This is a genomic window from Mycobacterium sp. E2733, assembly GCF_001667585.1.
GTDB lineage: Bacteria > Actinomycetota > Actinomycetes > Mycobacteriales > Mycobacteriaceae > Mycobacterium.
The window spans coordinates 25,117-40,660 of the sequence record NZ_LZJZ01000023.1 but is presented as its reverse complement, the minus strand read 5'-3'; the positions used below and the strand labels follow the sequence as shown (position 1 = coordinate 40,660).

Genomic DNA, 15,544 nt, shown 5'->3' with positions numbered 1-15,544 from the left:
GAGACGCTACGCGCCCGTGAGGAAGACCAGACGAACCCTGCCGATCTGGATCTCGTCACCGTTGGTCAGCACCGCCGAGTCGACGGGTTCCCGGTTCAGATAGGTGTGGTTCATGCTGCCCACGTCGACGATGCGGAATTGGCCACCCTCGCTGCGCAATTCGGCGTGCCGGCGGCTGACGGTGATGTCGTCGAGGTAGATGTCGCTTTCCGGATGCCGGCCCGCCGACATGACGGGCTGGGTCAAGGCGAACCGTGAGCCGGCGTTGGGTCCGCGCGTGACGACGAGCAACGCCGAGCCCGGGCTCAGTGTCGGCGTGTCCTCGAGCGCCGCGGCGGCGGTGGCCGGTGCGGCGAACTCGGTCGGCAACTCAGTGCCGATGTCGCCGGTGAGTTCCTCCGAGCCCTCGCGCTGGGTCGGCCGGTTCGGTGTAGACCCGGTGTTGCTCACGCGGCTCGCGGCAGATCCGGGTTGGTCGCTGCCGGTTGCGAAGTCGGCCGCGTGGGTGCCGGTGCCCAGCCGACGTAGGTCAGGTAGACACCGACCAGGGCGAAGACGATGCACGCGGTGATCCACCAGCCTTGCGCGCCGATCATGTCGTTGGCCAGCGAGGCGAAGAACTTGGGGAAGGCCACCAGTAGCAGACCCCGCAGAACGATCAGCCAGCCGAGCAGGGAGACGATGATCGCCGCGGCGCCGCGCCAGCTCTGGTGAGCGGCGACAATGGTCAGGCCGAGCAGCAAGATGAAGGCGCCGGTGACGAACGTCCACATCGAGTTCGCCTCGAACTGCGACAGCAGGGACTGCATGTCGGACGAGCGCGCCACCGCGGTCACATCGACAATGATGAGGAAGGGACCGAGCACGCGGGAGAAAAAGCGTGTCGCGGTCTGCGATTCGTGTGGAGCGTTCATTGCCGTACCTTTCATCCGGCGCCGGTCATTCGGCGGTCCCCTTTATCGGAGCACTTCGCCACGGCGTCGAGATAGGGACTTATGGCACTCGCTGCAGGCGGCCCCGGCTTATACCGGTGCCACGAACTCCGAGGTGTAAAACTCCGCCGGATTCTGCGAGTTGGTGTTCGCCCGCTCGATAATCACCCACACGCCCGTGGTGCCGGGCCGAATGGTGTCTTGCACCGTCGCCGTTCCGTTGCCCGCCGCGTCGATGTCCATGCCGGAGAAGGCGGTGCCCGGATCACCCGGCCCGCAGGTGCTCGACGACGGCCGCGGCATCTGGATGAGCCCGACGTCGAAGTGGCTGCCCGGCTCGGGCTCGTCGTACAGATGCACCTCCGCGACCGCTCTTGACCCGGAGGTATGGATCAGGGCCGACCCGGTGCCCAGCCCCGGGCGAGGCACCTTGGGGGCGACGCTGACGCGACTGAAATCGCAGCGCCGGTAATAGTTGTCCAGGGCCACCGTGGTGCCGCCCTCGGCGGCGGCTTTGGTAATTTCGAACGTCGCCGCCGGGGTGATCACCACGGTGATCGCCGCCGCACATGTCCCGAGTCGCGTCAGCGCGTGCATTGGGCCGCCTATTTGTCCGTGTGAACTGGATCACAGCGGAATAGGTATTAACCCACAATCGGCGGGATTAAACCTTTTTCCGGCAATTACTCGACCGTTAATTTGAGCGGCTATTTGGCGGCTGACCAATTAAGGGCGAAGCCTTAAAAAGCGCTAGGGCTTAATGCGGATCGGCCCCGGGGACCACCACCCGCTGCGCGTAGCGGTGCCGAGGTCGATCTGCGCGGGATGCGCATCGGCGATGGTGTCGAACTTGCGCAGCGATCCCCAGTCGCGGCCCCAGTCATGGGACAGGTAGGTCGACATCACATGAGCCCTCAACAGCAGATCGGTGATGCCCAGCAGGCCGCCGTTGACCCCGTCCTGCCAGGTGTCGGTGTCCTGCTTCTTGGCGTTGTAGTCCGGGGTGATCCGGAACTTGGGGATCTCGGTGACACCGTTGACGTGCAGCATCGGCTGCTGACACGGGAAGGCCAACCCGACCGCCCAGTCCATCAGAACCGGCTGTGTCGAGCCCACGTACTCCTGCAACGAGCGCAGCTCCGGCACCCGCGGTGGGGTCAGTGCGATCCAGTCGTCCGGCGTCAGGGACAGGTCCTCGGCGACCACCCGCACCGCGACCGCGTCGCCGGGCATCTGGGAGCGCGCGAAGCGCAGGTTCCGCCACACCTTCGGTTGCTCGCCGTACAGGTCATAAGGCACCAGGCGGCCGGCCGGAAGGACGGCGCCGCCGGGGCCTGGCCTGCCGAATTCCAATTCCACGGTCTGTCCATTGGTGTGGTGGTGCAGGATGCTGTTGCCGGCGATGGTCCCTGCGGCGGTCACCACCACCAGCGGGTGTCCGGCGTCGGGCTTCGGCAGCTGGTACCACGCCGAGGTCAGCTTGCTCTGTCGTTGCGGGCCGCTGGTGTAGCTGCCCGCGAGCGGGACCTGTTCGGGGTTGAGGCCGTACGGCAGCGGCACCGTCGATCCGTTGATGCCCGGTGTCGTCAGCTTGAGCGGCGCGTCCCAGTCGTAGTCGGTACCGGGCTGCGGCACCGACGTCTCCTTGACCGATTCGGCCAGCGTACGATCCGGTACGCCGTTGGGGGTGAACCCGGTCGGGTTGACGCCACCCAGTGGGCCCAGCGGGCCGTAATCGTCGGGCAGGGGCGCCATGAAGCCGGCGTTGCTGTCCGGTTCGACGAGCACGTCGTCGGCCAGACCGCAACCGCCGCTGAATTCCCGTAGGTTGTCCCAGGCGTTGGAGTAGGTGGGGTACTGCCGCACGATGCCGGCCGTCATCGACGCGATGAATACCGCCGCCATGAATCCCGCTGCGATAGGGATGGGCGCTGCCGTCACCAGCCGTGCCAGTCGTCCTTCGCCGCGGCTCCTGGATGCGAAGTGCAGGTACATCGCCCACAGGGCGGCAATGGCGAATAAAGCGAAAAAGATTGTGCTGACCGTGATTCCGCCGATTTTCGGCATGCTGCTGTTGAATGGGACGCCATAGCTGGAGACGTACCACCAGCCGTTCGTGGTGGCGAAGCACAGCGCCAAAATGAAAAGCACGGCCGCCAGGAACGCCATCCGGTTGCGCGACCAGCGCAGCACCTCATGCGACACCAGCACCGTCGTCAGCGCGGCCATCGCGGCGCCCACCGCCGCGAACAACCCGAAGTGGTGCACCCACTTGGTGGGCGTGAACATCAGGAAGAACATAGTGCCGAAGATGACGCCCATCAGTCGCCACGCCGGTCCGCGGGCCACACCGGGAACCCGCTTGCGCCGCAACATGATGAACACGGCCGTAAAGAGGCACAGCGCGGTGATCAGGAAGCCGAAGCGGCGGGAGAGCGATCCGTCGACGGTGGGCAGAATCAGGTAGTAGTAGCGCAGGTTTTCGGTGTACCAGGCCTGGCTGGGCCCGATGTCGGTGCGAATCCTGGTGGCTTCCAACACCGTTGACAGCGTCTGATCGGCGAAGACCACGGTCAGGATCACCGTGCCGGCGGCCAGCATGGGTGCCACCAGCGGCCAGGTGCCGACCAGGCGATGGCGGCGGACCAGGATGCGCAGGATCGGGCGGCCACCGGCGACCAGCGCGGCCACCGCGATCAGCCCGGTGGGCTGGACTCCGAGGGTGAACGCCGCGGTGATGACGGCCAGCGCGGCCGGCGTCAGCCGGCTGTAGCGCATGGAGCGCTCGATCAGCACATAGGTGATCAGCGACCCGACGGCGATGATCGGTTCAGGGCGCAGACCGTTGTCGAACGGCATCCATGCCGTCAGCAGCACCATGCCGGCCGCCCAGTTCGCCGCCTTGCTGGAGGCCACCGCGGGCCCCAACCGGGGCAGCACCTCACGCGAAAGCAGCAGCCAGCACACGATTCCCGCGATCAGGTCCGGCAACCGCATCCACAGGCTGGCGTCGCTGACGTGGGTCATCAGCGCCAGCAGGTTGTAGTACCAGCCGAAGGGGTCCTCGGGGCTGCCGAACCAGCGGAAGTAATTCGACATGTAGCCGGCGTGGTCGGCGACCCGGGCCATGCCCAGGATGTAGCCGTCGTCGGACGAGTTGGCGCCGATCACATGCCAGAGCAGGAAGCCGAAGATCACCACGACATCGGCCAGGGTGAAGGTGCGCCAGTTCGCGGGGATGAGCCGGCGCATCCGGTGACCGTCCAGCTGGTCGAGGCGCCACAGCGCGACCAGCGCAACGATCGTGGACAGAATCGCCACCACCATCGCGGCCAGTTTCAAAGTCGTTGGGGTGGTGGAGAACCGCGTGTCGATGGTGGCCGAGAGCTTCAAATCCGGTGGGGCGGGGCCGGTCAGGTCGGTGAACACTCCCACGATCTGTGGCCGCAGGTTCGGATCGGGGAAACCGCCGCTGATAGGTTTCCCCGCCGGATCGGTCAGCCCGACGAAGGTGGCGAAGGCGCCGGCTTTGGTCGAGGTGATCTCGATTCTGGAACAGCCGGGGGCACCTGCGGCTCCTGCCACCTGATCTCGGGAAGCGCTGGCGATCACCACATTGCGGTCGGTGACGTCCACCCGCTTGGCGTTGACGACGACGAACAACGCGTTGAGCGCGGCATCTTTGCCCTTTTTGGGGGCAGTGCTCAACACCACGCCGCCCTCCGGCGGCAGGCCGCGCACCGCAGAGCACGGCACGGTTGCCGTCACGTCGACCGGGGTGAGCGAAATCAGCGGTGCGGTAACGCTATTCAGTTGGCCGTTCTGTGGCCAGTTCAGGGTCGCGGTGGTCTGCACGACGGGCAACAGCGGGGTGGCCACCGACAGCACGAACCCGATCAGGCCGGCGACGGTCGCCACCCAGCGCGTCACCCGCACGTCCTTGACGGTCGTCATGCTCATGGGAGCGCCCGAATCGGTCCCTGCCGGCTCCAGCCGTGCACTGTCATCACACCCTGTTCGATAACGGCCTCCGGCGCCTGATCAGCCGGCACCAACGGGAAGTACTGCTCCACGGATCCCCAGTCGCGATACCAGTCGCCACGCAGATACGTCGAGATCGTTGAGGTGCGCAGCATGGTCTGCAGGAACAGGAACGGCCCACCGGCCTCGCTGGCCTGCCACCCGTTCGACGACGACGCCGTTTGTTTGTGATCGGGCAGGATGCGGTACTGCGGAAGTTCGGCAACGCCGAGGTGTTCCGAGAACGGCCGCTGGCACGGGAAATTCGCGGCGGTCGCGATATCCATCAGCACCGGTGTCTGCGATCCCATCAATTGCTGCAGCGTCTGCAGCACCGGGACGCGCGGTGGCGTGAACGCGAACCACTGATCCGAACTCAGGTTCGGGTCGTAGGCGACGATGCGCGCCACGTTCGCCTCCGGCGGCGCCCACGTCAGTGGGAACCGCAGATTGCGCCACGCCGGCTCCGGGCCGATGTCGATCGGCTGCACCTCGCCCAGCGGCTGCGTGGTGCCGTCGGGGCGGGTGACGCCCCATTGCACCTTCAGCGACTGCCCGTAGGTGAAGGTGCCGTCCTCCTTGTACGACCAGATGGCGCCGGACGCCGACACCACGACGATCGGGCGGTCCGGGGTCCGGGCCGGCAGCTGGTACCAGGCGGAGGTGGCGGTGGCGGCCAGCGAGTTTTCGCCGTAGCTGCCCATCACCGGGGTGCGGGCCGGGTCGAGGCCGAACGGCAGCGCGGCGTGCGAGCCGTTCACGCCGGCGGGGCCCTTCCCGCCGGCGGTGCCCGCGGAGTCACTCATGGCGGCGTTGGGCTTGTTCGGTGACGCGTCGGAGTTCACCACCCCGGGTTTGGTGACGACCGGGTACGACCTCAGGTCGTCGCCGACGCCGTCGGGTTTGAAGCCGACCGGGTTGGCGCCGCCGAGCGGGCCGTCGGGGCCGAAGGTCTGCCCAGGCGCCGGCTGCAGCATGCCGGCGTTGGGGTCGGGCTCGGTCAGCACGTCGTCGGCCATCGCGCAGCTGGCGGGCGACAGCCCCGAACTGATGGCGGCGAGATTGGCCTTGCCGGTGGTGTAGAGCGGGTAGCGGAACACCACGCCCTTGGTCAGCGAGGCGACCTCGCCGACCACCATGATGGTCGCGACCACCAGCAGCGGCGTCGACGCCAGCACGCGGTTGCGCCGGCTGTCCTTGACCTCGGTGTGCCCGGCGTAGTCCATCCGGAAGTGCTGCCAGGCGGCCAGCAGGCCGGTGAGGATGGACAACGTCAAGAACATCGAAGTCACCGGGTGGCTGGCGACCACCGGCTGGATGTCGTACCACGGCACCCCGTAGTTGCCGACGTAGAACCAGCCGTTGATGCCGGAGGTCGCGACCGCCAGCACGAACAGCAGGGCCGTGACGTACAGCGTCAGGTTGCGGCGGTTGTGCAAGCCGATCCGCGCGAGGGCGAACGCGGTGACCGCGCCCAGGGCCCCGGTCAGTCCGGCGAACGCGCCGAACTGAACCGCCCACTTCGTCGGGGTGAAGGTCAAGAGCAACAGGCCGACGGCGGTGGTGCCGATCAGCCGCCAGGCCGGGCCGCTGGCCACCCCCGGCACCCTGCCCCGGCGCAGCAGGATGACCAGCATCCCGAACAGGCACAGCAACAGCACCAATACCGCGAATCGCCTCGCCATCGACCCGTCGGGGTTGGACTCCACCGTGAGGAAGTAGTAGCGAAGCCAGTCCTGGTACCACGCGATCGTCGGCCCGACCTTGTATTTGATGCGCGCCGACTCGGCGACGGTCGCCAGCGTCTGACTGCGGAACACCACGACGGTGATCAGGGACAGCGACGCCGCCAGCACCGCCAGCGGAGCGAGCAGGCCGTCGGTGGCCCGGCGTCGGCGGATCGTCTGGGCGACGGCCCGCGCCCCCGTCAGCAGGGCCGCGACGGCGATCAGGCCCTGCGGCGCCAGTGTCGCGGTGAGCATCGCGACGAAGATCGCGACGGCGGCCGGGGCCAGGCGCCGCAGCGCGATCGCGCGTTCGACCAGGATCCAGGTGACCAGCACGCCGAGGGCGATCAGCGGCTCGGGCCGCAGACCGTTGTTGAACGGCAGCCAGGCGGCCACGAACACCGCGGCCGCGGTCAACACTGCCACCCGGTTCGCCGCCAGGCCGCCCCTGCCGGGCCCCAGCCTGCGCAGGATCAGGTGGCTGATCACCAGCCAGCACGCGATGCCGGCCAGCGTGGCGGGCAGCCGCATCCACACGCCGGCGGTGCTCACCGACGCCAGGCTCGACAGCACCCCGAGGTACCAGTCGAAGGGCGCGTCGGTCGTGCCGAAGTAGCGGTAGTAGTTGGCGATGTAGCCGGCCTTCGGGGCGACCCGGGCGATGGTGAGGTTGTAGCCGTCGTCGGACGAGGTCGCGCCGATGATGTGCCAGAGCAGCAGCGTCGCGATCACTCCGGCGTCGGCGATCCAGGTGGCGATGCCGACGCGCCGCCACGAACTCCAGCGCGCCCGAGGGCGGTACCGGGACAGCCTGGCGATCGGGGACCGCCAATTGACCAGCGTGCCGCCGCCGCGGCTGCGACGGTCGAGCGCGGCCAGCGCGATGACGGCCGTCAGGACGGCCAGCACGCCCACGGCCATGGCGAGCTCTTTGAGGGCGGTCGGGGCCGTGATGAACCGGGTGTCGATGTCGACGCGGGCCGACAACCCGGGCTGGGCGGGCACCTTCAGGTCGGTAAAGATCCCGCCGACCTGGGGCTTCTTTTCCGAGGGCAGTATCCCGGCGGCGCCGGGCATGCCGACGAACTCCGCGCCCGCCGCGCCCGCGTCGGCCCAGGCGTGCAACACGCTGCAGGCCCCGCCGGCGACCGCCGGGCGCGGCGCCGCCGCGGCCACGGTGTCGCGGAACGCCACCACCACCAGGTCCTTGTCGGCGCGCACGAACAGCCCGTTCTTGCCGGCGTCCATCCCGCCGGCGGGCAGGGTGGAGACCACCAGGCCGCCGGCGGCCGGCAGGGTGGCGATCGCCGCGCACGGGATGGAGATGTCCAACGCGCGCGGCGCCCCGGACACCAGGGGCGCGGTGATCTGGGTGACGTGCCCATCCGTGGTGCCCTGCGGCCACAGCACCGTCGCGGTGGTCTGTTTCACCGGGAGCAACGGGACGAGCGCGCACAGCAGCAGACCCACGAGGCCCGCGATGATGGCCACCAAGCGAGGGATCCGCTGCGAACGCTGATCATCGTCGTGGGGCACGAGGCTCGATCGTAAGCGAAGCTCCTTTGTCCGATGAGGACGCGGGGCCGGAGGGCCTCAGCGGGTGATCCGGGCGGCCAGTGTGTCCAGGCCCGGACCGGCCAGGTCGGCCAGCGCCGCGGGGCGCCCGGACATCGCCATCAGTAGCGCCTCACCGGGCCCGGTGACTTCCGGCCCGTGGCCGTGTTCCCAGTCGACGTCGGTGGCGCGCAGGCGCAGGCCCCTGATCCGGCGGCCGGCGCCGAGCCTGGGGTTGCCGGGCACCAAGCCGAGAACCCGCTCGAGCCGATCGGCCGGCACGCTGCGCGGCCGGCCCAGCGCGCGGCGGATGTCTTGGTGATGGATGGTGCCGTCGACGAGTGCGATCATTCCGCCGAAACCCGCTGTCAGCCCGCGTGGTTGGAGATGAGCGCGCAGAAAGTCGAGCAGCTGCTGAGGACCCAGCTCGGCGAATTCGTCGACGCCGACCTGGTTGGCCCGCACGACCCAGCCCTTCGCGAAGCGCTTCAGCAACCCCAGCGTGCCGAGCTCTTCGTAGCTGATCACATGCGCGACAACGTCTTTGACGGTCCACCTCGAGCACAGGCTGGGAGCGTCCCACTCCCGCGGCGCCAGGGTGGCCAGGAAATCCGCCAGATCGGCCCGCTCGTCACGGGCCATGCTCATCAGGGTGGCCGTCATTGCGCGGCCCCGGCGAGCAGCAGGCGGGCATAGCGGTCCAGGTACAGCGGCCAGCCCGCGTCACCGTCGACGCCCTCGGCGACGGATTCCCATCCGGGTCCATGGCGGTCCAGATGGCGATGCTCGAGATCGATCCGGGTGCGGTCGTCAGACTCCGCGGTGAAGCGCACCTCGACTTCACTGGTTTTCGACTGGTCGGGTTCCAGTTGCCAGGTCGGGCCGATATCCCAGGTGAACACGAGGCGGCGGGGTGGCTCGTAGGCCAAGATCCGCGCCCAGCGGCATACGCTGCCGTCGACGCCGCGGTCGTAGATGTGCCCGCCCACCCGGCGCTCGAAGACCGTCTCGGCGATCGGTACCGCGAGCAGGTTGTGCTCACGGGGTTTGAAGTCGCCGAACTGCTCGGTGAAGACGGCGAATGCCTGCTCGATCGGGGCGTTGACCAAGACGTGGTGGGTAACGTCCGGGATCCGTTGCGTCACAAGTCTTCTCCTCTATTTTCGTCGATCTTTCGGGCGTAGCCGGCCAATGCCTGCGCCCAGAACCTGTCGAGGTCGGCGCGCAATGCCTCGAGGCCCGTCGGGTCGAGTTGGTAAACGCGCCGGGTGCCTGCCGCACGGTCGCGCACCAGCCCCGCGCATTTGAGCACCTTGAGGTGTTGTGAAACGGCCGGTCTGCTGACGGGCAGCTGCCGCGCCAGTTCACCGACGGCGGCCGGGCCGTGTGTAAGCCGCTCCAAGATGGCCCGCCGCGTCCGATCCGCCAGGGCGTCCCACACATCTCGGTCGGTTTGGTAAGCCATCACGAACCGTAAGCCTACACTTACCAATTGTGAGCGCCAACCCCGCGACTTCCGAGATCGCGGCAACGCCTCCCCGGCACGCCGACTCGAGTGGCCCATTAGCCACACGACCGGGTGGCTACAGGCGAATACTGATCGCCGGCGTGAGAAAGGGCGACAGGCGATGTCACGCGATCACACAGTTGCGAAGGCGGCCGACGGCGCATGCCTCGCTGACCGGGGACAGGCCGGCACCGCCCGGGAGACCGTGGCCATCGGCCGGTCGCCCGCGACCTTGGGATCGGTAGCGACCCCGACCGCCTGCACTGGCGGTATGAACATCGGTCACAACACAAAGCGGGTGCTCGCTGGCGCGTTGCTCTCGGGCGGCCTCGCCGCCGTCGGGTCGGGGCTGGTCGTGGGAACCGGCCACGCTCAGCCCGCCCCGATGGTGTGTCAGGACCCAAGCCGCGGACCGAGCCCCACCAACAGCTGCACCTATCAATGGTGCCCGGGGTCACCGGAGCTCAAAAATATGCCGAACTGGGACAGAAATGTCTGCCACCCTTGGTATTTCGATCAGAACAGCCCGCTGACCAATTCGGCCATCATCGAAGGCTTTCCACCGCCGCGGCCGCCCTCGCCTCCGTGCATCCCGTTCATCAACTGCCTGCCCGGGTTGTGACGGCTAGGTCTTGCGCAGGGGCGCGGGGCTCCACAGTCCGCTGCGCGTCGCCGTGCCGAGCTGCAGGCGGGCGGGCTGCGCATCTGCGTAATACGGCGTCAGGCGTTGCAGCGAGCCCCAATCGCGCGACCAGTCGTCCTTCAGATAGGTGGCCATGGTGGTCGCCTTCACCAGCAGCTCGGTGACGCCCAGTGGCCCGCCGCCGTTGTTGTCCATCACCGGCGAGTTCGCCTCGGCGCCGAAACGGTCCGGCAGGATGCGCCATTTCGGCGTCTCGTCGACTCCGTTTTGATGGCCGAACGGCCGCTGGCAGGGGAACGCCAGCCCGACCAGCCAGTCCAGGAACACCGGGTCCCGCGACCCCACCACGTCCTGCAGCGTGCGCAGCTGGGGAATCCGCGGCGGCGTGAGCGCGATCCAGTGCTGCGGTGCCAGGTCTTCGTCGTCGGCGACCAACCGGATCTGGGTGGCGCCGGCGGGGATGGCCGACAACGGCAGCCGCAAGTTGCGCCACGCCGGGGAGGCCCCCACATCGGAGAGCTGGAACGACCCGCCGGCGTGTCCGTTCGCCGCTTCGTCATCGGTGGCCCACTGGACCTGGACCTCGCGGGGGTCGAAGCGGCCGGCCGCGCTCACCACCAACAGCGGCCGGGCCCCGTCGCGGCTGGGCAGTCGGTACCAGCCCGATCGCAGGTGGGCGGGCACCTGGATGCCGGGGCGCCAGCTGCCCAGGACGGGCGTGCGCGACGGATCCAGGTTGTAGGGCAGCTGGGCGACCGAACCGTTGATTCCCGGCGCCGGAGTGGTGCCGCCCTCGGTGCCGGCCTCGGCGCCGGTGACCAGCTTGTCGTCGTTGATGAAGCTGCGGTCACCCGGCCGCTCCATCACCGGGTCGGCGCGGACGTCCGCGGGAATCCCGTTGGGCGTGAAGGCTTCCGACAGGCCGGCGCCCAGCGCGTCACCCACCGTGGCGCTCACCGGCGACAGCGTCCCGGCGTTGGGATCCTGTTCCACCAGCACGTCCTGGGCCAGTCCGCAGGTGTGGCCGGTCTTGAAAACGAAAGCGGCCTCGAGGTTGGACCGGCCCACCGTCCACGCGGGATACTGGTCGGTCATCGCCAGGGTCAGCGACGCCACCTCGAACACCACCAGCACCCACGTCGCGATTGCCAACGGGGACTGGACGATTCCGGCCACGCGTGCCCCGTACCGGGTCTTGGGCGGCCCGTCGTCCAGCGAAACGAAGTGGAACCACGCCGCCAGCAGCAGCACCAGGACGGTCAGCCCGAGCAGCGCGGTGGCGAAGGCGTAATGCCATGCCGGGAACGAATTCGACCATGGCACACCGAAATTGGACACGTACCACCAGCCGTTGACGCTGGCGAACGACAACGCCACCAGGAACAGCACCACGGCGGCGAACATGGTGCGGTTGCGCCGGGATCGCATCGCCACGGCAGTGACGGCGATCGCGGCCAGTGCGCCCAGCGGTCCGGCCAGCCCGGCGAACACCCCGAAGTGGTGGGTCCACTTGGTGGGGGTGAACATCATCGCGATGAACGAGATGATGGTGATCCCGAGGATGCGGCGGCTCGGCCCGGCGGCCGTGCCCGGAATCCGGCCCTTGCGCAACGACATTGCGACCGTGATCCCGAGCGCAAGGACCAGCGCCAGCACGGCGAAGCGGCGGGCGACCGACCCGTCGGGGCTGGCCATGAACAGCCGCTCGTAGCGGATGTGTTCGTCGAACCAACTCAGGCTCGGCCCGACCGCGCGCTTGAGCATGCTGGCCTGAACCTCACCGGCCAGGGTCTGGTCGCGGAAGATCAGGATGGCGGTGACGGTGACGGCGGCGAGCAGCGGCGCCACCAATGGCAGCGCACCGAATCGCTTGGACCGGCGATGCAGGATGGTGCGCAGCGGCCCGATCGCGACCAGCAGCGCACCGATCGAGGCGATGCCCGTCGGCCCGGAAAACAGCGTCAGCGCCCCGATGATGCAGGCGACCGCCACCGGCAGCAGGCGGCTGGTGGCCACCGCGCGTTCCACCGAGCACCAGGTCAGCAGGATGCCCAAGGCGATGATCGGCTCGGGCCGTAGGCCGTTGTTGAGCGGCAGCCACACGGCCAGGAACATGCCGGCCGCCGTCCACGCCGCGCCGCGGTTCAGCTTCACGGCGTGCCCCAGGCGCGGCATGACCTCACGGCTGATCACCCACCAGCACGTCACCGCCATGGCCAGGGTGGGCAACCGCATCCAGATGCTGGCGGTGCTGACGTGGGCCCACAGCGCCAGCAGGTCGTAGTACCAGCCGAAGGGCGCCTCCGGCGTGCCGAACCAGCGGTAGTAGTTGGCCATGTAGCCGGCGTGTTCGGAGACCCGGGCCATGGTCAGGATGTAGCCGTCGTCGGAGGTGTTGGCGCCAACGAACTGCCACCACACCAGCACGGCGATCACCAGGGCGTCCAGCCCGCCGACCGACCACCAGCGCGACGGCAGGAAGCGGCGATGCCGGGTGCCGTCCGCAGTGTCGAGCAGGTGCAGCGCGACCAGGGCGGCGACCGTCAGCACGACCCCCAAGATCATCGCCGCCATCTTCAGTTGGCTGGGGCTGCTGCTGTAGCGGGTGTCGACGATCGCCGAGAAGCTCAGGCCCGGCGGCGCCGGACCCGCCAGATCGGTGAAGACGCCGACGATCTGCGGTCGGAAGTCATACCCGCTCTTCTCCCCGCGCAGCGGCGAGCCGGGATGCTCGGCGTTGGGCCCCTGGGTCAGCCCGACGAACTCGGCGGTGACCCGGTCGGCGTGCGCGGTGAAGGTCAACCGCTGGCAGGCGGGGCTGAGCACCTGGTTCAACGGGGCGGTCACCACCGCGACGTTGCGCACCACCACCACCAGGTAGTCGTTGGCGCGTTGGATGAGCAGGCCGCGATCGACGGCCTTCGGGGCCTGCTTGGGCACGGTCGACAACAGCACCGTCTTCGCCGCATTGGCCGGGCCGGCCAGCCCGGCGGCGGCCTGGCACGGCACGGTGATGTTGAGGTCGGTGGCCACATAACCGATCAGCGGCGCGTCGACGCTCTCGAATGTGCCGTTCTGCGGCCAGTTCAGCGAAGCGGTGGTCTGATTGACCGGCAGCAGCGGGGTGGCGATGGCCAGCAGAGCCCCGAGGAGCCCGGCGACGGTAGCAACCAACCGAGTGATCCGGTGGTTCGCTCCCGTGTCGGTCACGGTGGTAGATGCTAGTTCTTCGACGCGCGGCGGCGAGGTGTCGGTGCTCATCAACGGCCCCTCAGTGGCTTGGAGCCGGCTTGCGGATGGCCACCACGAACGGGCCGGCGCTGTGGACGACGAACTGCGGGCTCTCGAAGAGGGCGGCCCGCAAGTCAACGGTGTAGCGACGGACATTGGGCTGGTTGGGATACACGTCCTCGGCCAGCCGCAGCGTGTAATTTCCGTTCGCGCCGCGGCGCATCAGAAACACCGTGGGCGGTGGCCAGGGGCAGGTGTCCAGCGCGTGGATGAGGTCGTCGGCGGACTTGAGTTTGGACCACTTGTTGATCTGGGCGGCCCGCAGGTCGAACTGCGCCAGCGGGTTGGCGTAGTGCGACGTCAGCCCCTGGAATCCCCAATAGGGATAGAAGGACAGGAAGCTGTAGTCGGCGGTCATCACGACGGTCTGGTCGCGGGGCCTTCCGGTCACGGTCGTGATGGTGCGGTCGATGTCGGGGTAGAACTTCTCCGAACTCGGCGGGCGCCGATCGCCGCGCTGGCCGTTGCCGTCGGTGTCGGTGTAGGCGATGGTGAGATCCGGGCGCAGCACGTCGGGAATGTCCTGGCTGAACGCGATCGCGGCGGCCAGTCCGACGGCCCCGGCGACGGGCACTGTCGCTTTCTCCCAGGCCCGGCCGCGCGCGGACAGCGCCCCGACGGCCTCGACGAAGCCGAACGCCCCGGCGGCGACCAGCAGCACGGTCAACGTGGGCTGCAGCCGGAACGACAGCAGCGTGGTGCGCGCCAGCGTGGTCAGCATCGACAGCAGCGACCACAGATAGACGGCCAGCACCCCGATGGCCAGGGCCCCGGCCCGCACGGATGATCCGGTCCGCACCACCAACCACAGGGCGCCCAGCAGGCAGACAGCGCCCAACAGGGAGAACTGCAGCATCGGGAAGGTCAGCACGGCGCCGTCGGCCGGCAGGTAGTGAAAGGCGCTGCCGGAGTTGCTGACCGGACTGCGGACCGCCCGCAACAGGAACGGCAGCCAGGTGGTGCTCGCGATGGCCGCGGCGATGACCGCGATGACGGCCAGCCGGCGCAGCGGGTCGAGCGCGGCCCCCACGCCGCCGCGCCGCCAGCGCGCACCGGCCAGCAGTAGCGCCATGAGCGACACCGTGAACGCGCTGAAGGCGAGCAGCAGCGAGTACCACGTAGCCGTCCAGCCGAGGAATAGGCCCGCGGCAACCACCGCGCCCCAGCCGCCGTTGCGCTCGCCGCCGCGCAGACCCGACCAGGTCAGCACCAGCACCGGCGGCAGCAGCACGGTGATCATGGCGGCGTAGGGCTCGGGCGAGCCATAGGCGAGGGTCGCCGCCGCCGTCGCGGCGGTGACGATCAGCGCGTACTCGAAGCGGACCATCCGCCACCACAGCACCAGGGCGACGGCTACCGCGATGGTGATCGAGGTGACGGCCCACGGCTTGTAGATCTCCCAGGCCGGTGTTCCGCTCAGCGCCGCCGCGCGCCCGCCGATCCAGAACCAGCCCGGCGGATAGAACGGCGGCAGCCCGATATAGGTCATGTCGCGCAGGGCCGGGTTGTCGGCGAGCCGGGTCAGGTACTCGGTGCGGAACTGCTGGTCGACGGAGATGCCGAACAGGTACAGCTTGGTCGCACCCAGCGGCATGCCGAGCGTTACGACGGTGAACGCGGACACGAACACCAGCCCGCCCAACTGCGCGAGCCACCGAAGCCGGCCGGACCGCCGCCATGCCCAACCCACGGCGACCAGACCGGCCAGGCAGCCGACCTGCCCCACGGTGGTCAACGCGTGCAGTTGGTTGGACGACGGGAAAGCCGGCCACTGCACGCGAGCGATCGCGACCAGCGAGACCACCGCGACGGCGACGGCCACCGCCACCGCCAAAGCCATCTGGCCCAGCCCGGCCAGCGCGTTACGCAT

At 68.7% G+C, this 15,544-nt stretch carries 11 protein-coding genes; 1 reads left to right on the top strand and 10 read right to left on the bottom strand.

Going from position 1 to position 15,544, the window contains the following annotated elements; all coding sequences use genetic code 11:
• Window positions 1–6: 6 nt before the first annotated feature.
• The 8 genes from A5678_RS05260 to A5678_RS05225 form a co-directional block, all read right to left on the bottom strand.
• Entirely contained in the window at window positions 7–450 is a 444-nt protein-coding gene (locus A5678_RS05260) for an FHA domain-containing protein (RefSeq protein ID WP_068039513.1), read from the bottom strand.
• Window positions 447–914, bottom strand: a complete 468-nt coding sequence (locus A5678_RS05255; RefSeq protein WP_068039509.1) for a hypothetical protein — start codon at window positions 912–914, stop codon at window positions 447–449. Before A5678_RS05255 ends, A5678_RS05260 begins: the two co-directional genes overlap by 4 nt.
• Window positions 915–1,022: 108 nt before the next feature.
• Window positions 1,023–1,529, bottom strand: coding sequence for a hypothetical protein (locus A5678_RS05250; RefSeq protein WP_068039506.1), 507 nt, complete (start codon window positions 1,527–1,529; stop codon window positions 1,023–1,025).
• Window positions 1,530–1,682: 153 nt separating this feature from the next.
• Window positions 1,683–4,892, bottom strand: coding sequence for an arabinosyltransferase domain-containing protein (locus tag A5678_RS05245; RefSeq protein WP_068039504.1), 3,210 nt, complete (start codon window positions 4,890–4,892; stop codon window positions 1,683–1,685).
• Window positions 4,889–8,215 carry an arabinosyltransferase domain-containing protein gene (locus A5678_RS05240; RefSeq protein ID WP_068039501.1) on the bottom strand — a complete coding sequence of 1,109 codons (3,327 nt, stop codon included), beginning with the start codon at window positions 8,213–8,215 and terminating at the stop codon, window positions 4,889–4,891. The genes A5678_RS05245 and A5678_RS05240 overlap by 4 nt, the downstream gene beginning before the upstream one ends.
• 57 nt (window positions 8,216–8,272) lie before the next feature.
• A complete protein-coding gene (locus tag A5678_RS05235; RefSeq protein WP_068039498.1) occupies window positions 8,273–8,896 on the bottom strand; it encodes a maleylpyruvate isomerase family mycothiol-dependent enzyme in 624 nt (207 codons plus the stop codon).
• On the bottom strand, window positions 8,893–9,378 hold the full coding sequence (locus A5678_RS05230; protein WP_068039496.1) for an SRPBCC family protein: 486 nt from the start codon (window positions 9,376–9,378) through the stop codon (window positions 8,893–8,895). Before A5678_RS05230 ends, A5678_RS05235 begins: the two co-directional genes overlap by 4 nt.
• The gene (locus A5678_RS05225) at window positions 9,375–9,698 is read right to left on the bottom strand and encodes a helix-turn-helix transcriptional regulator (RefSeq protein WP_068039493.1); all 324 of its coding nucleotides are present in this window, start codon (window positions 9,696–9,698) and stop codon (window positions 9,375–9,377) included. Before A5678_RS05225 ends, A5678_RS05230 begins: the two co-directional genes overlap by 4 nt.
• A 313-nt stretch (window positions 9,699–10,011) precedes the next feature.
• Here A5678_RS05225 and A5678_RS05220 point away from each other — a divergent pair, with 313 nt between their 5' ends.
• Window positions 10,012–10,362: a hypothetical protein gene (locus A5678_RS05220; protein WP_156746766.1), complete on the top strand. Its 351-nt coding sequence runs from the start codon at window positions 10,012–10,014 to the stop codon at window positions 10,360–10,362.
• Window positions 10,363–10,365: 3 nt separating this feature from the next.
• Here A5678_RS05220 and A5678_RS05215 read toward each other — a convergent pair whose 3' ends face one another.
• Window positions 10,366–13,644: an arabinosyltransferase domain-containing protein gene (locus A5678_RS05215; RefSeq protein WP_068039487.1), complete on the bottom strand. Its 3,279-nt coding sequence runs from the start codon at window positions 13,642–13,644 to the stop codon at window positions 10,366–10,368.
• A 10-nt stretch (window positions 13,645–13,654) separates the two neighbouring features.
• Complete coding sequence (locus A5678_RS05210; protein WP_068039484.1) at window positions 13,655–15,544, bottom strand: galactan 5-O-arabinofuranosyltransferase; 1,890 nt, start codon at window positions 15,542–15,544, stop codon at window positions 13,655–13,657.